Origin of the sequence: Pseudomonas sp. NPDC089741, assembly GCF_044748825.1 — a bacterium.
GTDB classification, from domain to species: domain Bacteria; phylum Pseudomonadota; class Gammaproteobacteria; order Pseudomonadales; family Pseudomonadaceae; genus Aquipseudomonas; species Aquipseudomonas helmanticensis.
The window spans coordinates 1-26,337 of the sequence record NZ_JBIVGT010000037.1 but is presented as its reverse complement, the minus strand read 5'-3'; the positions used below and the strand labels follow the sequence as shown (position 1 = coordinate 26,337).

Below are 26,337 nucleotides of genomic sequence, written 5' to 3'. Positions count from 1 at the left end.
TGAAACAATCAGGGCTCGAGACGGCGCTGCTGGTAGATCCAGTCAACGATCTCGCCGTCGGGGGTGTAGCCGCTGACGGTTTCACGCAGGAGTTGGCGGACGCGGGAGTAATCATCCTTTTCGACCGCAACCAGCAATTCGCTCAGCCTGGCCTTCAGCACATCCCAAGGCAGGTGATCTTCGTTAGCGGTCATGATCATCGGGTGCGGTGTCGCTGCAACGTTGTCGCCGATCAGCAGCTCCTCGTAGAGCTTTTCACCAGGTCGCAGCCCCGTGAACTCAATGGCCAGATCACCCTGTGGATTGCGATCCGAACGAATGCTCAAACCGGAGAGATGAATCATTTTCTCCGCCAGTTCGACGATTTTTACCGGCTCGCCCATATCCAGAACAAAGACATCACCTCCCTGCCCCATCGAACCGGCCTGGATCACCAGTTGCGCAGCTTCAGGGATGGTCATGAAGTAGCGGGTGATCTTGGGGTGAGTGACTGTCAGCGGGCCGCCTGATTTGATCTGACTGTGAAACAGCGGAATCACCGAACCGGACGAACCCAGTACGTTACCGAAACGCACCATGGTGAATCGCGTCTTGTTGACTCGGGAGACGTTGGAACTGTCGCCAAACAATACCGGGGCAATCTCACGGCTCAACGCCTGAAGGGTCAACTCGGCCAGACGCTTGGTACTGCCCATGACGTTGGTCGGGCGCACGGCCTTGTCGGTTGAAATCAACACGAAGTTTGACACGCCAGACTGCAATGCCGCCTGGGCAGTATTGAGCGTGCCAATGACGTTATTGAGTACGCCTTCAGCGATATTGTGCTCGACCATCGGCACATGTTTATAAGCGGCGGCATGGTAGACCGTATCGACCTTCCACGTTTTCATCACGTCGAGCAGTTTGTCCGGATGACGGATCGAACCGAGGATCGGCAGCAGCTTGACGGGGACCGATTCACGACAGCTACGCTGTTCCAGCTCCGAAAGGATACTGTAAAGGTTGAACTCGCTGTGCTCGAACAACAACAGCGTGGTCGGCTCCAGGGAAAAGATCTGCCGGCACAGTTCGGAACCGATCGACCCGCCGGCACCGGTGACCATGACAATCTTGCCTTTGATGCAGCGCTCCAGCAGATCAGGCTGGGCCGGCACCGCGTCACGCCCAAGCAGGTCGGCAATATCGACTTCCTGGATGTCTTCGACCTTCACGCGGCCGCTGGCCAGGTCAGTGAAATTGGGAACACTGCGCACGTGCAGTGGAAAACCTTCAAGCAGATTGAGGATTTCCCGGCGTCGCGCACGCGTCGAGGACGGTAGCGCGAGGAGAATCTCCTGCGCGCCGGTCATGTCGATCATCTGCTGAATGTGTTTGGGTTTGTAGACCTGAAGCCCGGAAATCGAGCGATCCGAGATGCCCGGGTCATCATCGATAAAGGCTACCGGGCGCATGACCCGGCCCATACGAAGCGCTGCCACCAACTGATTACCTGCGACACCCGCGCCATAAACAGCAACTTTGGTCAGGCCGTCGTCACGATTGGTGAACGGTACATGCTGGGCTGCGGTGAACCAGTCGCCCATGAAGTAATGGCGCATGCACAGGCGCAGGCCGCCGATGATCACCAGGCTCAGCCACCAGTAATTGAAAATGATCGAGCGCGGTACGACCGCTTCGTGATTGCTGTACCAGTACACGACCAGCGCCAGGATCAACGAAGACAAGCTGACCGCCTTGATGATCACCACCAGTGCGTCGTTGCCGAAATAGCGCATGACTGCCCGGTACATGCCAAACCGGATGAACAGCGGGATGGCAACGATGGGAGCGCAGACGAACAGCCACAGGTGCACTTTGAACGGATTGACCATCTCGTCGATGCCCAGCCGGACGATGAACGCCAGCCACAGCGCCAGCCAGACGAGGCCGACATCGGTCAAAACCTGAATCAATCGTTTCTGGCGACGTGGCAATCCCAGCAAGAATTCGCGCATTCTGTTCATACTCCCCTGTACCAATCTGGCCTACTCCCTTGGGTTGAATCGGCGGTTGACATTGTACGGAGGTGAGGGCTTTCGTTACAGAAAAAAGAACTGGCCAAGCGCAGCAACTGTCGAAGCATGTAATTTGCGTCAATTACTCAGACCCTAGCAGCGACTTTCCCGTTCAGCCGGGAAAATTTTATCCACTGCCCGCCACGTGTTACTGCGACTGGTCAGGTGAGCGAGTATACTCTCGGGCGCGTTTGCGACCGGCTCCTGGCCTGTGCGAGCCGTTGGGTAGCTCTGCAAACTGAGTTCCCCGTCTTACGCGCCAAAGAAATCAACAATCAGAAAGTATAGGGAAGTGAGCACACGTTATGCACACCGGGTTCAGGATAAAGGTAAAGACACTTACAAAATGGACAGCCCTGGTCGTCATCCTGACACTGGCTCTAACGTGGTTACTACTCAAAAGTCCAATATTAACGCCGACGCTGAAAATCGAAACTCTTGAATTCCCTGCTGAAAAATCACAGTTATTCTACAAAAGACTTTCACCTTATACCGAGCAAAACTCCTCCTATACAAAACTCGACTCTTCCCGAACAGCGTTTCAGTTCAGTCTGCCAGTCTATGACGATGACCTGCGATGGGACCCACTCGAAAAAGCAGGGGATTTCTACCTGACATCGGTGAGTATTAACTTGCTGGTCTACCACTCCGTGGTGTCGATGGAAAATGTAAATCCATCGTTTCAACTTCAAAAGGGCATTCGCAACAACCGTACTTTCTTTATTGCACCAGCTGGTTCAACGGACCCCCAGATCTCCATTCACATAGACAGTGCGCATCTCGACAAAGTAAGAGTTGGCATGGCTATTACCTTGGCGGCATTGATTGCACTGGCGATCGTCATATGGATCAACTGGCACGCGGCCATTCTTGACTATACCCAACGGGAAAGCGGCTGGATCGCACGATTGAAAGGCGCGCTAAAAAAAGACGGTTTCTCGCCAACCGAGTTTTCAGCGCTGCTGGGCGCGGGGATTTTTCTGAATCTTATTCCCATGAGCCAGTTCTTCCTGTCAGTGGATGACGAGGTGGGTGCCTTTCGCACAGATCCTTCAGTCTGGATTTCGGACGGACGATGGACTGCGTTCCTGGTAGAAAAGTTTATTTTCCCATTGCCGGTCTTGCCATTTGCTCCGAACCTGTTTTTTTATATCTGCCTCGCCTTGTCATACATGGTGATATTACGTGCACATAACCTAAAGTTCAGCTGGATCACAACGTTCGCCTACTGTGCATTTGTCGCACACCCAACCTGGTGGTTCATTGGCGAGTTCTATTCAAACTTGCCATCAACCGGCCTTGGGGTATTGTGCTTATCCATCGCCGTATACATCACATCTCGTATAAATATTTCCGCTCGATTGTATCGAGGCCAGATACTCCAGTTCGCCAGCGCCAGCTTCTTTCTCTCACTGGCTATTGGCGCCTATCAGTCGCTGGCAATGTTTTATCTGGTGGTCGCAATCGGTAGCGTCATATTTGCGGCCCGAGACAAGATTAACGAACCACCTACTGCTTTGCTGGTGCTTGTTAAAAGGATTGCTGCGCTGGTAACTGTTTTCCTGAGCGGTTTGATTTTATATGCGTTCTTCAACAAGGTCGCGAAGCACTTTTACCCGGTGAATTACGGTTATCTGGACAGTTTCCTGAAAATTGATGAGCTACTCGCAAATCCTTTGCAGATCACAAAGCTGACCGTTAATGAGATGTTCAAGATCTATACGGGATCGGTGCAGAGCTTCGGCGTCAGTTTCTTCATTTCCACGGTGGTCCTTGGCATCGCCACACTGCTTCTGATTACGCAAAAAACGCTGATATCCTCCGCTCGCATGATGCTGTTTATAGGCGCCCTGCTACTCTCGCCTTTCCTGCTGCATTTTGTCACCGGGGGTTCGTTTCTTCCGATGCGCTCCATGCTGGCAGTGTCTTTCATCACGTGGCTCAGCGTCATGGTCATTCTTGAAAAACGAGGTGCTCTCCAGGCCTTGGGCCTCATTCTGGTTTCAGTGCTGATCTTCCAGATGGTAACCATCAACAGTCAGTATGCTGCCAGCACCATTCTGGCGACCACCCACGACCGCCTTACGGCAGAAGCCATCTATGCTCGGATAGCAGAGGTCGACCCTCATTTCGATCGAGAAGCTCGGGCACCGGTTGATATATATGGCAAGTTTTCCTTCAGTAGCCGATATCCATCTCCCGACTCTTCAACGATGAGCGCTTCGTTCTTCGACTGGGATGAAGGCAACGCCAACCGAATGCTCAAATATATGCAGCTGGTCGGTTTCAGCAACGTGTTCACACTCCACCCGACAATTCGTATAGGGCTCACGCCGAAGTTCAAGGATATGCCGGTCTGGCCCGCGCCTGGTTCTGTTCGCCTGGATAACGGTGTCTACCTGATCAAGCTTTCAGAGAAACCCGATCCGACCCACGCGCAATATCAATAGGCGATCAACGTCCTTCGCGAGCGGAGCTCCCTGGAGCTCCATTCCGGGCAACAGGATATGCACCTCATTACGTTGAACAACAGGCACTTTGAGTCATTGCGCGCTACCTACGAACGACGTGGATTGGCCCGACATGCGCGGCAACATCTGTAGTAACATTTCGCCCATCATCAAGTGCTCCGCCATATATTTCTGGATAAATCATGGAAGTGAATCAAACCGTTCCGTTGTTTTCTGCAGCCGCGGCGAACGCAGGCATCGACTTCTCCGAACCCCTGATGCGGGTAGTCAATCGACACTGGTACATCATGGGCGAGGAGGTCAAAGCCTTTGAGCGCGAATTTTCCGACTATGTAGGCGTTGAGCATTGCATCTCCGTCGCGAATGGCTCCGAAGCATTGGAGATCGCTTTACTTGCGCTTGGCGTAGGCCCGGGTGATCGTGTCATTACCGTGGCCAATGCCGGTTTCTACAGCAGCACGGCCATTCGCGCCGTGGGCGCCGAGCCGGTGTATGTCGATGTAAACGAACATTCGCTGACCATGTGCCCCGCTTCTCTGGAAAAAGCGCTGTCCCGGCCGGCCAAAGTCGTGATCGTCACTCACCTTTATGGTCAACTGGCTGAAATCGAAACGCTTGCCCAAATGGCGAAGGTGGCAGGTGCGGCGGTGCTGGAAGATTGCGCTCAATCTCACGGCGCAAGATCATCCGGCGGCCAATGTGGCTCCTTCGGCGATCTGGCCTGCTTCAGCTTTTATCCGACAAAAAATCTCGGGGCTTTGGGCGATGGCGGGGCAATCGTCACGTCCTCCGTCGAAATTGCCGAACGCTTACGTACGCTGCGCCAGTACGGCTGGTCGACCAAGTATCACGTCACCACAGCCCTTGGCCGCAACAGCCGTCTCGATGAAATGCAGGCTGCGATTCTTCGCGTCAAGTTGCCTCTGCTGGACCAATGGAATGAACAACGCCGGCATATCGCTCGCCGTTATACCCAGGGGCTCAAAGGCCTGCCGGTAACACTTCCGGTCAGCCTGGAAAACGATTTTGTTGCGCACTTGTTCGTCTTGCGTGTAGCGGACAGAGAGGCCTTTACCCAGTACCTGAAAGAGCACGGCGTCAGCACCGATGTTCATTACCCGGTACCCGATCATTGGCAGACGGCCTACACGTTGACCGAGCAATTCGACCTGCCGGTTACCGAGTCGGCGTGCTCTCGCCTCGTGTCCCTGCCTTGCTTCCCAGGGCTGACAGAATCTCAGGTAAACCGCGTCATTGAAGTGGTCAACAGCTACTTCAAACAGAGGACTTAACGTGCTGTCGCTCGTCATTCCGGTCTATCGCAACGAAGAATCACTCCCTTCACTGTTGAAGGCTGTCGACAACTTGAATGTCGAGCTTCACGGAGCACTGGAAGTGGTGTTCGTTGTAGATGGCAGCCCGGATCGCTCGTATGAGATTCTGCGCGACAGCCTGCCACTGCAAAATTTCGCGTCGCAGCTGATTCTATTGTCGAAGAACTTCGGCTCTTTCATGGCGATCAGAACCGGCCTGCAGCACGGTAAAGGCACGACGTTCGCTGTCATGGCTGCCGACCTGCAGGAACCACCTAGCCTGGTTCTGACCATGAATCGAGTGCTGAATACCGAACCAGTGGATGTTGTCGTAGGCGTGCGAGAAAGCCGTCAGGATCCGTTCCTGTCAAAGCTCGCTTCGAAAACATTCTGGGGACTTTATAAGCGCTACGTGATTCCGGAAATGCCGGCCGGCGGCGTCGATATGTTCGGCTGCAATCTGGAGTTTCGCGACAATCTGTTGAAGCTTGAAGAGCGGCATAGTTCGCTGATCGCCCAGATTTTCTGGCTCGGCTTCCGTCGTCAGATCGTCCACTATTCCCGGGTGGCCAGAGAGCACGGGAAATCGGCCTGGACGCTGCGCAAGAAGGTCAATTACCTGATGGATAGCGTCTTCTCGTTTACCGACCTGCCGATCCGGTTATTGATCCGGATCGGGGCCGTGGGGTCGGCGCTTTCTGCACTCTATGGATTCAGTGTCGTGCTGGCCAAGCTGGGTGGCCTTATTGACGTGCCCGGATACGCGATGACCTTGTTCACCATCACGCTGCTGGGCAGCCTGAATCTGCTGGGACTGGGCGTGATCGGTTCGTATGCCTGGCGCACCTATGAAAATACCAAAGGGCGCCCACTGGCGATCCCTATGAAAGTTTCTGAGTTTGGAGCCAATAAATGAGTGATTCGCGGGATTTTTTCGTTCACGACCGTGCGATTTGTGAATCGTCCACTATTGGCGCCGGCTCGAGGGTCTGGGCGTTTGCCCATGTGCTGCCGAACGCTCGGATCGGCGCCGAATGCAATATCTGCGACAACGTGTTCGTCGAGAACGACGTCATCATCGGTGACCGCGTGACACTGAAATGCGGCGTGCAGGTCTGGGACGGCATCACCATTGAGGACGATGTTTTCGTTGGACCGAATGTCACATTCACCAACGACAAGTTCCCGCGCAGCAAGGTCTATCCAGAAGCATTCTCCCGAACCATTATTCGTAAAGGTGCCTCTCTGGGCGCCAACTCAACGATTCTGCCGGGCATCATCGTTGGCACTTCGGCAATGATCGGCGCAGGCGCAGTGGTCACCAAATCGGTTCCACCCAATGCCATCGTGGTCGGCAACCCGGCAAAAATCATCGGCTACGTCGATGCCAAGCCTACCGATGGTGCATTGGTGGAAAATCCGGTCAAGGTCGGCAAATCGGATGTCTACCCTTGCGGCGTCACGCTGCACCGCATGATGGAAGCCGTCGATATGCGCGGCAGCCTGAGTGTCGGCGAATGCGGTAAAGATGTGCCGTTCGAAGTGAAACGTTACTTTCTGGTAACCAACGTTCCAACGGCAGAAACCCGTGGCGAGCACGCTCACCGCGAATGCCACCAGTTTCTGGTAGCGGTTAAAGGCACAGTACATGTCGTTGCCGACAACGGTAAGCATCGCCAGGAGTTCGTTCTGGACAACCACACGCTGGGCCTGTTCCTGCCAGCGATGACCTGGGGCATTCAGTACAAGTATTCGGCGGACGCCGTCCTGCTGGTGTTCGCCTCGGAACACTACATGGCCGACGACTATATCCGTGACTACGATCAGTTCCTGATCGAGAAGAAGCAGCAGGCAGTTTCGACAGAATGAATCTGAAAAAACTGCTGGAGATCAAGTTTGTCCGGTTTCTTCTGACCGGAGGACTCAACACTGCACTGACCTACGTTCTGTACCTGATTTTATTGAGTTTCCTGCCTTATATCTGGAGTTACTCAATCAGTTACGTCTGCGGAATCTTTCTGGCGTTCATGCTCAGCCGTTTCTTCGTATTCAAAGAACACCAAGGAATGAAGTCAGCCCTGTTGTTCCCTTTTGTCTATTTGGCGCAGTACGTCCTGGGCGTTATTATTGTCTGGCTGTGGGTCAAGAAGCTGTCACTTCCCGAATATCTGGCGCCACTCGCAGCCATTGCACTGACGCTGCCGCTGACCTTTGTGCTGAGCAAGTTGGTGTTTGTGAAGGGTAAAACGCCAGCGCATTGAACAGCCCCGTAGACATCCAGCCTGAACAGTTTTTTTGACGACCTGCAGGCATAAAAAAACCCGGCAAGCCGGGTTTTTTTATGCCTGCAGGTCAGGCTGTTTTTTCAAGCACCACCGGTGCCGAGAACTTCTTTTTGAACTGCATCGCCGGCTTTTCAATGTACCGCCACGAGAACCACGCCAAGCCCATGGAAAGCACACTGGCGGCAATCGCCAACCACCAGCCGTTGATCGACTTGTGGGAGATCGACACCAGCGCTTGCTGGATCGGGAAGGCGAAGAGATAGGTGCCATAAGATAGGTCGCCGAGCTTGCGCATGCCGTCTACGCAGACAGGACGACGATAAGCCAGGTACATCAGCAAGTACGGCAGCGCAATGAACAGCGCCAGGTTGGTATAACCAAATCGCGAGCCGATCAACAGTACAACCAGACACATTGCTGCGATGCTGCCTTTGAATGGCACGATGTCCTTGTACTTCCAGAGGAAGGTACCGACCAGGAACATCAGACCGAAACGCAGAACCGGCAATACTTCAGTCGTACCGAAAAACGTGATTGGTGCGATGGGGCCGTGGAAAAACAACCAGACAAAGAACGCCGAAATCAACGCCATTACCGGTACAACCAGTGAAAAGGTTCTACGTCCGACGAAGAAAATCGCGGCCAGCGCTACATAGCAAAACGCTTCGATCGGGATCGTCCACAACGAACCGTTCACCGTCTGCGGATAGGTAACATCCATGAAGACGCCAGGCAGTACGAACGCTGTCTGATACGGAATCGAATTGGTCAGATAACGATAGGTGCCGGAGTTCTGGAAATACTCACCAAGCGGCAGCGCGGTGAAAACAGGGCCCAATATCAATGCAGAAACGAACGAAGTGACCGCCAGTGCCGGGATAATGCGCAAGGCGCGTGCCTGCCAATATTCCGTGAACGTACGGCGCTCCAATGAACCCGCAATCAGAAAACCACTGATCGCAAAAAAAGCGCTGACCGCCAGGCTTCCCGGTTCATACCCCATAAACAGGGAATACCAGGTTGCCGGCGATTTTCCCGTGAGCGCAAAGCTATGGGTAATCAAGACGACCAAGGCCGCGCACAATCTGAGCAAGTCAAAATTGTTGGCGCGAAGCTTTACCATGTCGCCAAGTGTTGTTGTTGGCTTTTTAATATCGATCATTACGCGAACTCGTTTTGTTACCTTTTATTCGGCGCGCGCATGTTATCACGTAAGTGCAGCAGGATTATGCTGCCATTACGAATGCAACCGGGTGCTCCGATCAGCTCTACTCCGCCTTTCCTGCCTGGTACTTGAAGGCAAGAAACACCAAAGGAGCATAAGCAAGGATGAGCCCCGCCACCCCGTCCAGCCATAATCGGCTGACGCATACGGCAATCGGCAGCAACCACAGCAAATTGATCAACCCCACTGTAACCGTGACGGGCCAATGCTGGGCATATCGACGCGAAGCAAACTGATAGGCATGACTGCGGTGAGCCTCATAAACCTTCTCGCCGCGAAGCAGCCGGCGCAGGAGCGTAAACGTTGCGTCGACGATAAAAACGCCCAGCAGGATCAGCCATCCCCAAAACAGCTCGAATGACACCCAGCTGGCCGCAAGCGCGAGAATGCCCAGAATAAGACCAAGAAACCCGCTGCCGGCATCGCCCATGAAGATCCGCGCCTTCGGGAAATTCCAGACCAGGAATCCGCCCACAGCGGCAGCGAGCAATAGAGTCGACCCAATCAACGGGGCATCGGCGCCTAACGCGTACAGCAGGCATGCACCCAGGCAAACCGTGACCGCCTCGACACCGGCGATCCCGTCGATACCATCCATGAAGTTATAGAGGTTGAGCATCCATACGAGATAAAAAGCCGCCAATGCCGACCCGACCCAGCCCAGATTGACCACTTGGCCAAATGCATGAATCGGCGGCAAGCCTCCCAACCAATAAAGTGCCCATGCAGCCGCGGCGAAATGCCCCAAGAGCCGCCAACGTGCAGCGATGTGGCCATGATCATCCATGAAGCCAATAATTGCGACCAAAGCGCCGGCTCCCATCGCCGAGACAAACAGTCCTGTGGGGATCAACTCCCCTACAAACAACAGACAAAGCGCGGCCAGAAAAGTGACCACGATCGCCACGCCTCCGCCCCTCGGGGTCGGAATAGTGTGAGAACTCCGGTCGTTGGGAATATCGATAAGGCTTTTGGACAAGGCATAGCGGCGCAAGAGCGCCGTTAAAATGAAGGCACTGGCGAAAACCACTGGCACAAGCCAAACGCTACTCATAAGCCCAGTGGCTCCTTTGCAAAACTCGAATTCGACATTGCGTCAAAATACTCAGCCCCTTACCGCTGAAATTCAGCGGTAAGGGGGCATAACCGGCTCAGTTTTTGTGCAGGTCGACAATTTCGTGAAGTGGACGCTTGCTCAGCTTTCTCTTGATTTTCTGACGCAGGCCATACGGAACCGCACGGCTGAGTCGCTGCATGCCAGGCTTGCGGTACAACGTCCAGAGAGCGAGCAGCGCGATCTCCCGGGTGGTCAGCGGCACTTCGTACTCGGCTGCCGAAGCACTCGCTGCAGGAAGTTCGAGGAAACCGAGGTGTTCCTGGTGCGGCACATCGCTATTCACTAATTGCAAATAATCGACATCGTAGAAATCAGCATTCAACAGGCTTTGGACATGTGATGGCGCCCGGACGGAGTCTCCGGCAACCGACGACTTCACAAATGCACCCATCGCCCCCAGAAGCTCTGCCGGCTCGATGCCAAAACGGTATACGAGCGTATGTTCACGGCTGGCCAGACGCTCGGGGAATGCACCGATATCCGGCGCAATGATCGGCAAACCCGACTGCAGCGCATAACTGAGCGTGTAGCTGTAGGTTTCCGGCCACTGCGCAGGAAACAGGATCAAGTCGAGATCATGTTCCGCCATCAAACGCGCAAGGTCAGCGGCATCGTATTGACCGGTGGTGAAAACGCCTTTCAACTCCCGATAGGCAAACCCAAGCAGCTTGAAGTCGAAGGGCGCACTTGCAGCCTTCGCCTTCGCAGCCAGTTGCTCGAGATAATCAGCACCTTTTTCTTTGCCCAGCGCACCCAGCACACCCACGTTGTACCGCGGCTTGGCACTGATCGCCGCCACCGCAGAACTGACAGGTCGTTTCTCTTCAACGTGCAGCGCCACGATCGGACGCTGCAGAGCATAGTGCTGCTGGTAAAGCGACAGCGTGTACTCGGACGGGAAAACAACCGTTTTCGCGTTTTCGATGAAGCCTCTCAATTGATCTCGCCACGCGGCTGCCGAAACACCATCGGGCAGAGGGAAAGCAGGATTGAGCAAATCATCGGAATATTGGCCAGGAAAAACACCCGCGTCGTTGGTCAACGTCGGGTTGCCACCGATCCAGTAGAAGTCGTGGGCCGTCAATGCATACTCAGTCCCCAACTGCACCGGAAGGTCGAACAGTGCCGGGTTCAATCCAAGAGAGTGATGGAAATGGACGAATCCGACACCGCAGCCTTTAAGCAAGTCCACCAGCATCGGGAGTTCTTCCGGAAGACGGAATACCAGTTCGTCTGCCCCAGGGAATGTGCCCATGTACAGCGAGACGGCGCCGGTACCCTTGCGCGGCGTGAGAATCAGGTTGTAGGCATTCGCCTGAAGCGCTTCGCTCAGTTCCTCGACATGCTGCTTGACCCCGCCCCCGGCCTCATGGGAAACCTGCAGGATCTTGGGACGATCCAGTGTCGACAGCAACTGAACCAGACGATTGACGCGTACCAGCTTGACCGGATCTTCAGCAATGAACGTCTGAATATCCAGGTGATAGTCCGGGTGCAGTTCGACAATGGCCTTGAAGGCATTTTCGATCAAAGCCTGCTTGGTCGAGGAAAAACTGACACCGCCTTCATGGAACGCGTACAGGTTTGGAGTTATGACGTTGAACCAGCCAGCCTTGAGGGCACGCTGGCACAAATCGTTTTCTTCGCCATAGCCACGGCCGAATTTTTCCTCGTTCAACAGCCCGACGACGTCCAGGCAATCGCGGCGCACGTACATGCAGAAGCCGACACCGGTCGGTGCCTTCACATTCGGCAGTCGAGCACCGGCAAAGACTTTGTCGATCTGATGAACGTCCAGCCCGAACGCCTGTTCGTTTTCGTACAGGAAGGCCGGGAAACTGCAGATGGTCGCGTTATTCGAGAACGGCGTCACCGTACCGATATTCGGTGCACTGTAGGCTTCTGCGGTGAGTCGTTCCAGCCAGTTTTGCGGAACGATCACATCGCTGTTCAGGAACACGATGTCATCTTCGCCAGCTTGGCGCATGCCACGGTTAACGGTTTTGACGAACCCCAGATTATTCGGGTTGTCCAGAACCGTCAGCACGCCTGGCCATTGCGTTTCGAGCTCGAGCAACATGTCCAGCATACCGGCATCGGGGCTGCAGTCGTTGATCGCAATGATCTTTGAACCCGGCATCGAAAGAATGCCTGGCATGGCAGCTTCGATGCAGCGTTTGGTCATCTCGATGCCTTTATAGACAGGCAAGATCACGGTCACGGACCGGGCACGGGCGATTGGCGCCTCGACGATGTAACTCTTGTCAGCAGATACCGGAGCCTTGACCTCCTGGTCACGCAGATAAACGGTGGTTGCGCGCTTGCAGCTTTCCACGTTGCTGCGTAAAGCCTTTTTGCCATTACGCAATGAACGAACGACAAACCGGATCGGCTTGGTGATAAACCAGGAGTTCGAATGGATCACATCATTGTAGGCCACCTGACTTTCAGCCAGCCTCACAGACAAACGGTAGCGTTCCGACTGAGCACTTTCGAGTTCGCTTTGCAGCTGTCGAGACTCGGCCGCAACTCTTTCAATTTCTCGTCCGGCAGCGTCCAGCGCTTGTGTTTCTGTAGCCAAAGCGGCCTGAGACTTGTTGAAAGCCATCAACAAGTTGTCGATGACAACCCGACGATCCTCTTCCCACGTTAGAAACTCGCTTGGCTCGCGACCATTGACGGCACTTTGTACAGAGGCTTCCAGCGATAGGAATTGGTGAACATCTGCCTCGTCGATCAAATAGCCAGCCGCCGCAGAAGCGGCAAACACGAATTCCTTGTAAGTGGCTGTAGCGAAATCAGCACATGGGCTGAAGCGAGTCACCGACCCAAGCAATTGCCGCAGTGCCCTGAACAGCAAAAATTCGATGCGCAAACCGACCGTCAGCGACCACTCTTTATCGATCAGATGAGGCGCACCTTGCTGATCAATCAGAATGTTCTGCGGTACGGCATCGAACAGATGCCCCGGCAACAAACCATCTGCCCCCGGCTGCTCACCGGAAATATTTTTCAGTATATCCACGTAGCCGTTCAGGAATACGCCTACCTGGGCATAAGTCCAGCCTTCGGCATTGACGATCTCGATCAACTTCGTCGAGAGAACCTGCCCTTTGACATAAGGCTCTGAGGCCGTCAGTTTGAATTCGACGATAGAGTCCACAGCTGGCGCCGCTTGCGTCTCGGCCAACTTCTCGTAGTGAACGCGAATTGAGCTGTCAGCACCTTTTTTGAACGAGGAGCTCTTGCAGAACTCAGCCCGGCGGTCACTGCTGAAGTGAACGGCCAGCGTTCCTTTATCGAGGGTTTTACGGGCAACCGGCGAAGCACCGATGAGGAAGGAGTTGGACATGTCCATGCCCAAACCATTCTTGCAGATCTGCGGCCACGCCAACTCGAGCGAAAACGTACACAGCTCAGGCAACTGCGGGTCGCGCTGGGCGCTTTGCCAGGCAAAAGCCGCAGCATCGAAATCAGGGTCGACAAAGCCTTCTTCCGTGACAATCGAAACCGGCAGTTTGTAATCCGGAAATGGCGCAAAAAATTCGTTGGACGAGAAGCCGGCACCGGACAATAGCGAAGCCAGCGCCTGCTTGCCGTAAGTTTGTGGGGTCGCACTGTTGTAGCGACCCTCGACACCGAACATCGGTGTAACAACATGATCTTCCGGTGCGCCTGCAAAATACTTGAGGCCCAACTGGTTCTCGATGGCGATGATCAGCAAACCGTCCGGCTTTAACAACGAACGGACTTTTGCAAGCATGTTCGCGCCCGGGTTCTCACCCGACACAAACAGGTTGGCGTACTCAAAAACACCAATCAGCGTGATGACATCAAACTTCTTGTCAATCTGGAAGCTTTCGAATGTTTCGGCCAGCACCGATACGTTCGGCAAGTCTCTGGTGCGCGCGCGGGCAATGCTTGCGCGGCGGGCACTGCCTTCCAGCGCCAGGACATTGCCGCCCTGCTCGCCCAGATAGCGGGTAATGGCGCCGCAGCCAGCGCCGATTTCCAGGACGTCACCGCGAAGATCGGCATCAAACACCCGCAGCAGGTTCGCGCGAGTGCTGGACAGGTAATACAGCGATGGCCAATCCGTACACCAGCCACGTAGTTCATCGGAGAAAACACTGACATCACGTGCCTTGTCAATCAAGTACTTGATGCGCAGTTCGGTGGTATCGCCGTCACTGTAATTGATACTCGCGTAATCCGGTCGCGACCAGATCTTGAGTTCTTCGTTAAGTTGATAGCCCGCTTGCGTCAGTAAAGTATTCAATTTGTAACCTTTTTGGCACGAATGCTCGAATCTAGATTTACCAGCCCAAAAAACTTGTCTGTCGGCCGCACTTGAAGGTGCACAGAATCGTAACGGCGATCCCTTGGGGTCACTTCTTCACCGTCTTTGGTCGAAACGCCTAGGGAAATGAAGTAGTCACCCGGAGCCAGTTCGCAGGCAATCGACAGCTCGACCTCGACAATATCGCCCTTGCGCCCAAAGGCACGGAAATCCGCAGAGTCGAGCGTTTCACTGTTCACGCCGTAGACGGTTACACCTTCCTTGGTTTTGATGGTCATGCCGAGGATTGGACAAACCAGATCGGTATCAAATCTGACGAACACGGCCAGCTTGAGTTTCGCGCCGGTGTCAACTGCGACGGGATACTCTTGACCATCAGCGCTTAGATGAAAGTCGATGATCGTTGCCGCGCGATCGCCCCAACGATACTCATTGGGATTGTAGTTGGGGTGCGTATCAAACACGTCCATCCCGCCCTCAGGCGTGTGATACGTTTCCGGTGCGTCGACAGCAGGCTCGAGTTCAGTCACCACAGAGTTCTGGGTCTTGCCGAACAGCAGATCCAGATAGCGATTGACGACTTTGCGTGGCTCGCCTTGCTCTAACTGCACACCGTCATTCAACAGGAATGCCTTGTCGCAATGAGTCACGATCTGCTCACTCGAATGCGTCACGAGGAGGATGCTGGTGCCATTTTCCTTTAACTTCTTCAAGCGATCGAAACAGCGCGCCTGGAACTTCGCATCACCCACGGCCAACGCTTCGTCAACAATGAGAATGTCCGGCTCGACCTGCGCTTGAACGGAAAACGCCAGGCGGACGAGCATCCCGCTGGAATAGGTTTTTACCGGCTGATTGATAAACTCGCCGATGTCCGCAAACTCGATGATTGCATCGTACTTTTCATCGATCTCTTCTTTGCTCAAACCGAGGATAGTTGCGTTCAGGTAGACGTTTTCGCGGCCTGTAAACTCGGGATTGAAACCCGAGCCCAGTTCAAGCAACGCGGCGATCCGGCCGTGGGTTTCCACGGTGCCGCCGGTAGGGTTGAGGGTTCCGCAGAGGATCTGCAACAGCGTGGACTTGCCGCTGCCGTTTTTGCCTACAATCCCCACGGTCTCGCCTTTACGAATCTCGAACGAGACATCGTGGAGCGCCCAGAACTCCCGGCAATATTTCTTCTTGCCGCGGCTGAGCATCTGCAGCAGACGGTCATGTGGCTTGTCGTAAATCTCGTAGCATTTGCTGAGATTCTGAACTTTGATGGCAATCTCAGATGACATCAGCAAATCCTTTTCGAGTTTTCTGGAACCAGGCAAAGCCCAGCCAGGCGACCACTAGTGAGCCTGCGAAATAAATGCCCAGAACAGTGAAATCAGGCATACGCCCCCAAAACAGCACTTCGCGTGCGTATTCAATGGTTGGCGTGAGCGGGTTCAACATCAGCAAGTGTTGATATTTTTCGGGCAAGGCACTCGCCGGGTAGAAAATGGGCGAGAGGAACATCAGTACGGTGGTCAGGATCCCGATGAATTGCGCGACATCACGCAAGTAAACCCCGAGCGATGCCAGGGCCCACGTCAATCCCATGATCAATAGCACCAGAGGCAACATGATCAGCGGGAACAACAAGACCGTCAGATGCGGCGTACCAAACAGAAAGACATAGGCGATCAGCCATACGATCAGACTGATCACCATATGAAACAGTGCGGAACCCACGGTGACCCACGGCAGGATTTCCAGCGGGAAAACCACCTTCTTGACGTAGTTGGCGTTGGAAAGAATCAACGTCGGGCTGCGATTGAAGCACTCGGCGAACAGGTTGAATACGATCAGCCCCGCGAACAGGATGAGCGCGAATTCTGTCTTGGAATCACTGCCGCCACTCCAGCGAGCCTTGAACACGACACTGAAGACAAACGTGTACACAACCAGCATGAACACCGGATTGAAGAACGACCACAGAATCCCCATGAAAGACCCGCGATAGCGCCCGACAACCTCTCGCTGCACCAGAGCTTTGATCATGCTGCGATTGCGCCACAAGCTACCGAGCAATTCCCTCGGCGAAATCGAAAAATTACGCATTAAACACACACCTAAAAAAACGCAGGGAGATGAACCTCATCAAAAATTCTCTCGTTCAAATACCGCTAACGTGCCTGCAGAAAGCGTGCAAAGCGTCCTGCAAACGCGAATATCTTCATATTCTATTAATGATCGCGGCCAGGATCAGTCCCAGGCTACCCCACATAGTCTGTCGATAGACGCCGGACCGTCTCAACCACAAGAATCGCGCCGTGCCCCGGGACTTTCGGGCTTTCTGAAACAGATCCAGGGTCAATTGATTCTCTTCGCTCAAACTTGCGCGAACCGATTCAAGGGCAACGATATTCCTCTGGTTCCATCCTTTGAAGCGCCCGCTGAACATCATGCGCAATCTTGCCAAACGCGCGCGCGCGCCCATGTCGGAACCGATCAAATTGGTATCGTGCTGTCTGTAAAGAATGGTCGGCGCATGATCGTAGACAACTTGTCCGCCCGCACCGGTCACCAACAGATAGGCCCACCAGTCATGGGACACTATATCGAGATGTGCTCCGGCTGCCTGAAATAGCGCTTGCGCCGAACGGTTGAAAACCATGGTGTTGCCACCGGCAAGGCTCTGCACCAACGCATTGGCAAAACTGGCCGGCCGTGCAAACAATGGCGAACTGCCGATCACCGCTCCCGCATCGTCAATCAATTCAGTACGCGCGCAGTACAATGCTGGAATATCCATCGGCAACAGCTGCAGCGACTTGAGAGCCACCTCGAGTTTGCAGTCTTGCCAGATATCATCCTGATCGGCCCATGCATAAAAATCCGACTGAGCGGGGGCAATGCAGGCCAGTGACAGAAAGTTCGCAGCGAAACCTCGCTTCGGGCCTTGCCGGACAGTCAGCTTGCCTTCGCCCCAGGCCTCGGCGTATTGGCGCAACATGTCCAGAGTGCCATCGGTTGAGCCATCGTCCGATACCACGACATCCCAATTCTGAAAACTTTGACGAGCAATGGAATCCAGTTGTTGAGACAGAAAACGCTCACCGTTGTAAGTACACATAAGGATTGTGACGCGCGAAGCGTGCGAACCTTTACCCGGCTCGCGGGGAGGTAAATTGCCTGTCTGAACAGCTTGCGGAAGAGGGACTACCACCGAGCACTCCATTGCGTTAAGGATAAAATAATGACGGGATTGATTCGCCCGCCATCAAACTGCGCACTATCATTGGGGCAAGCCTTACATGCTCTTCTCATGGGCCGCTCCGACTGCGCAAAATTTGCCATTATAACAATGAGTCAAAGCCACTTGATAGCCCGGTGATATCACTGAAGGAAATACGGTCGGGCATTCACAGCACCGGAAAATTGAAATCGCATCGGCCTGGATTGAACTTCAATAGCCCGGCAAAGCTGCATTGGTTTGGGGGGGCGTAGGGTATCAAGCGCCCTGCATTGGCAAAAGGGGTGGCATTCTGCCAATTGGCACTTGCAGATCGATGGCCACTACTCCCCTAAACCTTCAACTCCATTCGAAAACAGCACGCGAATTGATCAATGATCGAGGTAATGCATCGCTGTGACCTTCAACGCCTTGTCGACACTGACAGGAGGCGACCACTGCAACAGCAAGCGGGTTTTATCGATGTCGACCTGCAGTGAACCGCAAAGTCTTTGCGCCATATCCCCTTTACCCACCAATTGTGCAGCAGCTCGCAGCAGCATTTTCGGCAGAGGCAACAAAAAGGCCCGCTTATCCAGAGCCGCCGCCATACGCCGCAGCAAGCGAGTGGTAGACAAGTCTTCGCCATCGCTGACCAGAAACGTCTGATTCGCCGCTGCGGGGTGCGCAATACAGGTAACAATCAGATCCACGAGATTGCCCAGCGCCACCAGACTGCGCTGATTTCGCAACGCCCCCAATGGCAACGGCAAGCCTTTGCGCAACCAGCTCATCATGCTGAGGAAGTTGGCTTTTACACCCGGGCCATACACCAGCGGCGGACGGATGATGACAATCTCCATGCCGGTCTCACGACCGATTTCACGCAAGCACTCTTCCGCCTCGCCTTTGGAAACACCATAGGGATCAACGGGTGCGGGCTGATCGTCAGCCTTGAAGGGCATTCCGGGCAATGTCGCTTCACCGTTGACCTTGATCGAACTGATGAACACAAAACGCCTGACACCCGCCTCGGCCGCTTTGCGCGCCAGGCGCGTTGTGCCCTGGACGTTGATCTCACGAAATTTTGCCAGAGGGTCGGCGGCAGTATCACTCATCACATGGACGCGGGCTGCACAGTGAACCACCGTATCAATCTGCATCAACGCTGGCAGTTCAATGCTGGCGCTCAAGTCGAACGGCACCACATCGCACAAACCGCTCAACCGGCTTTCACCGCGCACGGCGGCAACAGGCGCATACGCCTTGTCCAGCAACATGCGAAAAACCACTGCCTCACCGACAAAACCGGTGGCACCTGTAACCAACACCCGGCGCTTCGTCATTCAGCTTTTTTCCCAATGACCGCAGTGGCCCAACAAATACAGAAGAAAAACACCTTGTCCCGCTTTCGACGCCGGCAATGCCGGGCACTCAGGGACAATCTCAACAGCTGCCTGCGGCCTAACGACAACCAGCGCCGCACGAATACATCGTCCCCGACACCCACCAGCTTCGCGATCAACCGCACCTGGGAAAACCACCAGCCATCGTGAATCGTCTTGTAACGATCAATCAACGAACCGATACCGGTATTTGCCCCCACTTGATTTTGCTCATGCTGGCGATATTGCATGGACGACAACGGATCGATGAACCAGCTTAAGCCGTGACTGCGGGTGTAGGCGTAGCAATACCAGTCATGCAGGCTGACCTGCTGCAACTCGTCCCAATTGGCGAGCATCGACGCCTTTAACTGCGTCATCAGTTGTCGGCTCATGACATAGGTACAGCCCGGACCTGCAGCCTCGAACAAATAATCCCAGGCGACTTGCGGCTGCCCTTTGTCGAGCAGACAAGCTCGCCCGTCTGCCCAGAAGGCCGTGACATTGCTGGAGTAGGCGTCAACCTGACGTAACCGGATCGCCTGAGTCGCGCGATCAAGCTTGTCGAGATTCCAGATATCATCCTGGTCAGCGAAGGCGATGAAGTCATATTCTTCCACAGGCACATCGCGAATCAGCCTGAAGAAATTACGCGACGCGCCGCCAAAGCTGCCGGCTTCAGGCAGGACAATCACTTGCGCATGGCGCGCAGCATAGTCCGCGCACCAGGTTTCGGTACCGTCAGTGGAGGGGTCGATACTGATGTAAACGGTTACGTCGACGGCTGACTGGTCAAGGATCGAGGCCAACTGCTCCTCGATCCAGCGCATGCCGTTAAAGGCCGCCAACAACACTGCAACCTTGGGATGTTCTACTGGCATGCCAATCCTGATTAGACCGGTTAAACACTACTGCTCGAAAAAGGTATTTCGATCAGCGTGAAGGCGTGTCCAACAGCTTCTGCAAGTATTGGCCGTAACCGGTCTTTTTGAGCGCATCCGCTTGAGCGGCCAGCTGCTCGGCAGTAATCCAGCCGTTGTGATAGGCGATTTCTTCCAGGCAGGCGACTTTCAACCCCTGACGCTGTTCGATCGTGTGAACGAAGTGGCTCGCTTCCAGCAGGGAATCATGAGTGCCGGTATCCAGCCAGGCGAAACCACGCCCCAGCATCTCCACATTCAGCGATTTCTGCTCAAGGTAGGCACGATTGACGTCAGTGATCTCCAGCTCTCCACGCTCCGAAGGCTTGATGTTCTTGGCAATCTGTACAACCTGATTGTCATAGAAATACAGGCCTGTCACGGCATAGCTGGATTTTGGCTTCAACGGTTTTTCTTCGATGCTCAGCGCGCGGCCGGAAGCATCGAACTCGACCACACCAAAACGCTCCGGATCGGAAACGTGGTAACCGAATACAGTGGCGCCGTGCTGCTGGTTGGTCGCCGAACGCAGATTGTCGGAGAAATGCTGGCCGTAGAAAATGTTATCGCCCAGGATCAGGCAGCAAGGATCATCGCCGATAAACTCTTCACCAATGATGAAAGCTTGCGCCAGGCCATCGGGGCTTGGTTGCTCGGCATAAGTCAGCTTGATGCCATACAGACTGCCATCCCCCAGAAGCTTGCGGAAACAAGGCAAGTCTTCAGGGGTTGAGATAATCAGAATCTCGCGCATACCGGCGAGCATCAGCACCGACAGCGGATAAAAGATCATCGGCTTGTCGTAGATCGGCAACATCTGCTTCGAGACGCCAAGGGTCAACGGGTGCAGGCGCGTGCCCGAGCCACCGGCGAGGATGATGCCTTTACGATTTGTCGTGGTCATTTGTTCAGAACTTCCCTAAGCATTCGGGTTACACCACTTTGCCAATCCGGCAAGTGTAGAGAAAAATTGTCGCGCAGCTTCTGAGTATTCAAGCGTGAGTTCAGAGGCCGACGCGCGGGCGTCGGATAAGCAGTCGTATCGATCGGATTGACCGTCTCGACGGCGAGCTGCTCGCCGTTATCTTGAGCAAACGCAATCACATGACTTGCATAACCATGCCAGGACACTTCGCCAGCGGCCGCCAGATGATACAAACCTGACAGCTCGGGCTGCTGCAACACCTGGCGAATGGCCAATGCTGTAACGTCGGCAATCAGATCAGCCCCTGTTGGCGCTCCGATCTGATCGGCGATGACGCTCAACGTGTCGCGATCTTTGGCCAGGCGCAGCATGGTCTTGGCGAAATTATTGCCGCGAGCGCCATAGACCCAGCTTGTTCGAAAGATCAGATGCTTGCATCCGGACGCCGTGATGGCTTGCTCACCCGCCAGTTTGCTTGCGCCATACTGATTGACCGGAGCGACAGCATCAGTCTCCTGCCAAGGTGTGGTGCCTTGTCCATTGAAGACGTAATCGGTCGAGTAATGAATCAGCCAGCCACCCAGAATCGCGACTTCCTCGGCCATGAGCCGACTCGCCTGCGCGTTCACACGATCAGCCAGCTCGCTTTCCGATTCAGCTTTGTCGACAGCGGTGTACGCAGCCGCGTTGACGATGATATCGGGCCTGATTCGCCGGATAGTTGCACGCAACGCATCCAGACTGGACAGGTCGCCACATAAACCATCAACGGCATGACGATCGAGCGCGATCAACTCGCCAAGCGGGGCAAGGGAGCGTTGCAGCTCCCAACCTACCTGGCCATTTTTGCCGAGCAGGAGAATTTTCATGCCTTGTTCGTGCGATCCGCGTAGTTCTGGTCGATCCACTGCTGGTAGCTACCGCTTTTGACGTGAGCAACCCACTCAGTGTTGTTGAGGTACCACTCGACAGTCTTGCGGATACCGGTTTCGAATGTTTCTTGCGGCGTCCAGCCAAGTTCACGCTGGATCTTGCTGGCGTCGATGGCATAACGCTGGTCATGCCCAGGACGATCCTGAACATAGGTAATCAGACTGGCGTGCGGGCGATGAGCCGAGTCCGGACGCAACTCATCCAGCAACGCACACAATGTATGCACGACTTCGATGTTTTGCTTCTCGTTGTGACCGCCGATGTTGTAGGTCTCACCGATTACACCTTCGGTAACGACTTTATACAAAGCGCGAGCGTGATCTTCGACATAGAGCCAATCGCGGACTTGATTGCCTTTGCCATACACCGGCAGCGCCTTGCCTTCCAGCGCATTGAGAATGATCAGCGGGATCAATTTCTCCGGGAAGTGGCAAGGGCCGTAGTTGTTCGAGCAGTTGGTGACCAACGTTGGCAGGCCATAAGTACGGGCCCAGGCGCGAACGAGGTGATCGGAACTGGCCTTGCTGGCCGAATAAGGCGAGCTTGGCTGATAAGGCGTTGTTTCGGTGAAGAGGTCTTCCGGACCCTCGAGATCTCCGTAAACTTCGTCAGTCGAAATATGATGGAAGCGGAAGTTGGCTTTACGCGCATCATCCAGTGCCGCCCAATAATGGCGCGCAGCTTCCAGCAGAGTGTAAGTGCCGATGATGTTGGTCTGGATGAACTCGGACGGACCGGTAATCGAGCGATCGACGTGAGATTCTGCAGCCAAGTGCATGATGGCATCTGGCTGGTGTTCACGCAGGACACGGTCGATCTGATCACGATCACAAATGTCGACACGTTCGAACACGTAGCGCGAATCACCGCTGACTTCAGCCAGCGACTCGAGGTTACCGGCATACGTCAGCTTGTCGACGTTGATCACGGCGTCGGAGGTATTGGAAATGATGTGACGGATGACTGCCGAGCCGATGAACCCGGCGCCGCCGGTAACTAGAATTTTCACGCGAAACCATACCCTTGAGCTGCGGACAGTGACACCAACGAGCACTGTCTAATCCATGAATGCAGAAGCCATCAAACCTGAGGCTTCCGTCAGAGTCAGTCTGAATCGAAGTGGGAATAGGCCACTATCGAACAAGGGACGCATTTTACAGCTTAATGAATCTTTTACTAATGGATATAGACAGGCAGAGGTGCAATTTCGACAGACGCCATGCGCTTGTCGTTTTCAGACAAGACGCTTGCGCGCGGCTCTGGACGAGCGTCCCATAAACCAGCCAAGTATCGGACCGATAAACATACCGATCAGCAACGCTGCCACCACTACCAGGGACACTGGCAGCTGAGGACCAGCCCAGCCTAAAAACAACAACGACACCGTTTGTTGGTTCTCAAGCACAAACGCAAGAATCGCCAATACCAGCAAAAGAATAAAAACGCCAAGAAGGATGCGCTTGATATTACGCATGAGCAGCTCCCTGATAATCAGCGAAGATCAAACGCCCTCCTCCTCTTCCTCATTCACACGATCACGCAATTCTTTGCCCGGTTTGAAATGTGGAACGAATTTTCCGTCAAGGCTGACAGACTGACCTGTCTTTGGATTGCGCCCCACACGCGGTGCACGATAGTGCAGGGAGAAGCTGCCAAAGCCGCGGATCTCGATACGATCTCCGGTTGCCAGGCACTGGGACATTTGTTCAAGCATGGTCTTGATGGCCAACTCCACATCCTTGGATGAGAGCAGCCCTTGATGGGTGACAATTCGTTCGATCAACTCCGACTTCGTCATATTTTTCCCTTCTTTTTCAAGCAGCTAGATCAGCGCTTAAAAGGTTTTAGCATGCCCGCAAGGATTTGAACAGTCTGGAAGTTGACATATCCATTCAGAGGCATCCCCCCCTCACCTCTGCGCCCGCCGCACCACCAGCGAGCCGTCTACCGACATATCACCACCATGGTCCGGGTCAGGTAACCTGCCGGATTGAAGCCGAACGGAAAATCATCCTCTTCCCGCGCATCATCGGACCTCGCAACAACCTTGTATCCCGATGACTTGCACTCCTTCGCTGCACGTTTGAGACATCGATCCCATCCCGACCCCAGGCCCGAACAGTCGACCTCAATACCACTGACACCTCTTACCGCATGAGTTTTTGCACTCGTGGTACAACCGGCCAACAGCACCATCACAATCAGCACAATGATCTTGTTCATCCATTTCCTTATTGCGGACAACCGCTCCGGCAGCCTTTCAATTAAAGGTAAGACTAGCCTCGAATTGATATCCAGCCCGCCCCATTCAACAGACACCCCCGATCAATGAATGGTTTCACCTTCAAGCCCCCACGCTCCACAACCCAAAGAGCAATACCTGCGACGGAACCAAGCACGTTCAACCGGGCGCCCACAAAATTGCACAACACCATGAAAAAAGCCCGCGGGACGGCGGGCTGATTTCAGGCCGCTATGGGCCGTTTTTGTTTTAATTTACCCTGTAGAGAGTGCCTGAAGCGCTCAATGGGCGACTCGATAAAGACATACATGGCCGCCCCAGCCGCAATAGCGCCAAAGAACGCTAACAACGCGTAGAGTCCTCCTTTTTGTAATAGGGAGAGCTTCTGATAAAAAATCCAGTGAATCAGATAAATAGAGTAACTCCACGCCCCCAGCTTTCTTAGCACGACAGATTGCATCCACCCTCCAATCCGCCCCTGCCCGTTGGCCAGCGCCAGAACAAATACCATCCAGATAAAACTGAGGCATATGAACTTGTCCATCAACCAGCCATCGAGCGGCATGGCAAACATCACATTCCTGCCACCAGGACTTAGACCAAGCAGCGCTATCGCCACCGCAATAGCAAATCCTGTTGCCATTCGAGGCGTCAACCACTTGCCAACTCCCTCGATAGACACCGCGGCATAGCATCCAAAAATGAAACTTGGAATGTACCAGTGAGTGGAAATGCTGTTTTCCGGAGTCAGCCAATACGGCCATAACAACTGATGAACAATAATTAGCGAAAGCGCGAAAACCGCCACCGCAACAGCACCAAACCGCTGCTCCACGAAAATAAAAGCAAATGCTATGAACGGCAGAAAGAAATAAAACTTGAACTCTACCGGAATCGTCCACAAGTGGGAGTAACCCTGCCTGAAGGTCGCAGCCTTGGCAACATCCTCGACTGTCGCGATCCCTGCCACATTGAAATACCAGTAGAGAACGACAACAAGCAGAAACAAAGGCACGATTCTCAGGAAGCGGCCGACTGCATAGCCGACAAGCTCAGAAAAAGAAAAGCCGTTGCGCGCAAATTTGCTTGTCAGCAGGAAAGCACTTAATACAAAAAACAACCAAACGCCAAACTTGCCGGTTCCAGAAAAATATCCCGCTATCTGAGGGAAGAAAAACCCTGGCACATGTGCACAAAGCACCATCAGACAGGCGAGACCGCGAATACCGTCAGCCCCCGAAAAACGCCCAATCATCAATTCACTCCACCTTTTTGAGCGGCAAGCCTAGCACGACGCACTACCGAAGCCTACAGCCTCGAAAAGACCCAAAAAATTGCAGCGTTTGCGACAGTGAGCCGTAAAAAAATCACAAACAAGCTATTCAGATAATCGAAGCATGGAATATTTCAGGCACAAAAAAGGGCGACCGAAGTCGCCCTTTTTAATGATCAAGCAGAACTCAGTTCTGTTTGGCCATTGCTTGACGCAGCAGTGCCGCCATAGTGGTGTCAGCTGCTTCGCCTTCCGGAGCTGCTTTCAGGCTCTGGATAGCTTCTTTCTCTTCAGCATCGTCTTTCGATTTGATCGACAGCTGGATTACGCGGCTCTTACGATCAACGCTGATGATCTTGGCTTCTACTTGCTGGCCTTCTTTCAGAACGTTGCGCGCGTCTTCAACGCGGTCACGGCTGATTTCGGAGGCTTTCAGAGTCGCTTCGATATCGTCGGCCAGAACGATGATGGCGCCTTTGGCGTCAACTTCTTTCACGGTGCCAGTAACGATTGCGCCTTTGTCGTTAACCGAGACGTACTCGGAGAACGGATCGCTTTCCAGTTGCTTGATACCCAGGGAGATACGCTCGCGCTCTGGGTCAACCGACAGGATAACGGTGTCCAGTTCGTCGCCCTTCTTGAAACGACGAACAGCTTCTTCGCCAACTTCGTTCCAGGAGATGTCGGAC

At 54.1% G+C, this 26,337-nt stretch carries 22 protein-coding genes; 5 read left to right on the top strand and 17 right to left on the bottom strand.

The genetic code is table 11. From position 1 onward, the window contains the following. Positions 1-8 precede the first annotated feature (8 nt). On the bottom strand, positions 9-2,003 hold the full coding sequence (locus ACIPZE_RS24910) for a nucleoside-diphosphate sugar epimerase/dehydratase (RefSeq protein WP_283438922.1): 1,995 nt from the start codon (positions 2,001-2,003) through the stop codon (positions 9-11). 356 nt (positions 2,004-2,359) lie between these two features. Between ACIPZE_RS24910 and ACIPZE_RS24905 the strand changes: the two genes are divergently transcribed. The 5 genes from ACIPZE_RS24905 (at position 2,360) to ACIPZE_RS24885 (ending at position 8,099) form a co-directional block, all read left to right on the top strand. Continuing rightward, positions 2,360-4,504: a glucosyltransferase domain-containing protein gene (locus tag ACIPZE_RS24905; protein WP_400775950.1), complete on the top strand. Its 2,145-nt coding sequence runs from the start codon at positions 2,360-2,362 to the stop codon at positions 4,502-4,504. Positions 4,505-4,707: 203 nt separating this feature from the next. Further along, complete coding sequence (locus ACIPZE_RS24900; RefSeq protein WP_283438924.1) at positions 4,708-5,817, top strand: DegT/DnrJ/EryC1/StrS aminotransferase family protein; 1,110 nt, start codon at positions 4,708-4,710, stop codon at positions 5,815-5,817. Position 5,818: 1 nt separating this feature from the next. Then, positions 5,819-6,754, top strand: coding sequence for a glycosyltransferase family 2 protein (locus ACIPZE_RS24895; protein WP_186567835.1), 936 nt, complete (start codon positions 5,819-5,821; stop codon positions 6,752-6,754). Next, entirely contained in the window at positions 6,751-7,707 is a 957-nt protein-coding gene (locus ACIPZE_RS24890; protein ID WP_400775946.1) for a WxcM-like domain-containing protein, read from the top strand. Before ACIPZE_RS24895 ends, ACIPZE_RS24890 begins: the two co-directional genes overlap by 4 nt. Then, positions 7,704-8,099, top strand: a complete 396-nt coding sequence (locus tag ACIPZE_RS24885) for a GtrA family protein (protein ID WP_283438926.1) — start codon at positions 7,704-7,706, stop codon at positions 8,097-8,099. Before ACIPZE_RS24890 ends, ACIPZE_RS24885 begins: the two co-directional genes overlap by 4 nt. Before the next feature lie 91 nt (positions 8,100-8,190). On the opposite strand, the gene ACIPZE_RS24880 is transcribed toward ACIPZE_RS24885, so the two are convergent. The 16 genes from ACIPZE_RS24880 to ACIPZE_RS24805 all read right to left on the bottom strand — a co-directional run. Then, positions 8,191-9,285, bottom strand: a complete 1,095-nt coding sequence (locus tag ACIPZE_RS24880) for an acyltransferase (RefSeq protein ID WP_283438927.1) — start codon at positions 9,283-9,285, stop codon at positions 8,191-8,193. A gap of 106 nt (positions 9,286-9,391) precedes the next feature. Next, positions 9,392-10,402, bottom strand: a complete 1,011-nt coding sequence (locus ACIPZE_RS24875; RefSeq protein WP_283438928.1) for a glycosyltransferase family 4 protein — start codon at positions 10,400-10,402, stop codon at positions 9,392-9,394. Positions 10,403-10,499: 97 nt separating this feature from the next. After that, entirely contained in the window at positions 10,500-14,744 is a 4,245-nt protein-coding gene (locus ACIPZE_RS24870) for a glycosyltransferase (protein WP_400775942.1), read from the bottom strand. Continuing rightward, the gene (locus ACIPZE_RS24865) at positions 14,741-16,051 is read right to left on the bottom strand and encodes an ABC transporter ATP-binding protein (protein WP_400775999.1); all 1,311 of its coding nucleotides are present in this window, start codon (positions 16,049-16,051) and stop codon (positions 14,741-14,743) included. The genes ACIPZE_RS24870 and ACIPZE_RS24865 overlap by 4 nt, the downstream gene beginning before the upstream one ends. Then, complete coding sequence (locus tag ACIPZE_RS24860; RefSeq protein ID WP_283438931.1) at positions 16,038-16,856, bottom strand: ABC transporter permease; 819 nt, start codon at positions 16,854-16,856, stop codon at positions 16,038-16,040. The genes ACIPZE_RS24865 and ACIPZE_RS24860 overlap by 14 nt, the downstream gene beginning before the upstream one ends. 115 nt (positions 16,857-16,971) lie before the next feature. Continuing rightward, on the bottom strand, positions 16,972-17,964 hold the full coding sequence (locus tag ACIPZE_RS24855) for a glycosyltransferase family 2 protein (RefSeq protein WP_283438932.1): 993 nt from the start codon (positions 17,962-17,964) through the stop codon (positions 16,972-16,974). 398 nt (positions 17,965-18,362) lie between these two features. Then, a complete protein-coding gene (locus ACIPZE_RS24850) occupies positions 18,363-19,316 on the bottom strand; it encodes an SDR family oxidoreductase (protein WP_283438933.1) in 954 nt (317 codons plus the stop codon). After that, positions 19,313-20,236, bottom strand: coding sequence for a glycosyltransferase (locus tag ACIPZE_RS24845; RefSeq protein ID WP_283438934.1), 924 nt, complete (start codon positions 20,234-20,236; stop codon positions 19,313-19,315). The genes ACIPZE_RS24850 and ACIPZE_RS24845 overlap by 4 nt, the downstream gene beginning before the upstream one ends. A gap of 52 nt (positions 20,237-20,288) precedes the next feature. Further along, a complete protein-coding gene (rfbA, locus tag ACIPZE_RS24840) occupies positions 20,289-21,179 on the bottom strand; it encodes a glucose-1-phosphate thymidylyltransferase RfbA (RefSeq protein WP_283438935.1) in 891 nt (296 codons plus the stop codon). Beyond that, entirely contained in the window at positions 21,176-22,069 is an 894-nt protein-coding gene (gene rfbD, locus ACIPZE_RS24835; RefSeq protein ID WP_283438936.1) for a dTDP-4-dehydrorhamnose reductase, read from the bottom strand. Before rfbD ends, rfbA begins: the two co-directional genes overlap by 4 nt. Continuing rightward, a complete protein-coding gene (gene rfbB, locus ACIPZE_RS24830) occupies positions 22,066-23,142 on the bottom strand; it encodes a dTDP-glucose 4,6-dehydratase (RefSeq protein WP_283438937.1) in 1,077 nt (358 codons plus the stop codon). The genes rfbD and rfbB overlap by 4 nt, the downstream gene beginning before the upstream one ends. Before the next feature lie 225 nt (positions 23,143-23,367). Next, on the bottom strand, positions 23,368-23,607 hold the full coding sequence (locus tag ACIPZE_RS24825) for a LapA family protein (protein ID WP_400775940.1): 240 nt from the start codon (positions 23,605-23,607) through the stop codon (positions 23,368-23,370). 27 nt (positions 23,608-23,634) lie between these two features. Then, complete coding sequence (ihfB, locus tag ACIPZE_RS24820) at positions 23,635-23,931, bottom strand: integration host factor subunit beta (protein WP_003189779.1); 297 nt, start codon at positions 23,929-23,931, stop codon at positions 23,635-23,637. Between the two features lie 146 nt (positions 23,932-24,077). Beyond that, positions 24,078-24,356 (bottom strand): hypothetical protein, encoded by a 279-nt coding sequence (locus tag ACIPZE_RS24815; protein WP_283438939.1) that lies wholly within the window; start codon positions 24,354-24,356, stop codon positions 24,078-24,080. A 242-nt stretch (positions 24,357-24,598) separates the two neighbouring features. Next, complete coding sequence (locus ACIPZE_RS24810) at positions 24,599-25,630, bottom strand: acyltransferase family protein (RefSeq protein WP_400775937.1); 1,032 nt, start codon at positions 25,628-25,630, stop codon at positions 24,599-24,601. A gap of 205 nt (positions 25,631-25,835) precedes the next feature. Beyond that, on the bottom strand, positions 25,836-26,337 hold a 502-nt coding region (locus ACIPZE_RS24805; protein WP_400775935.1), incomplete at its 5' end, for a S1 RNA-binding domain-containing protein.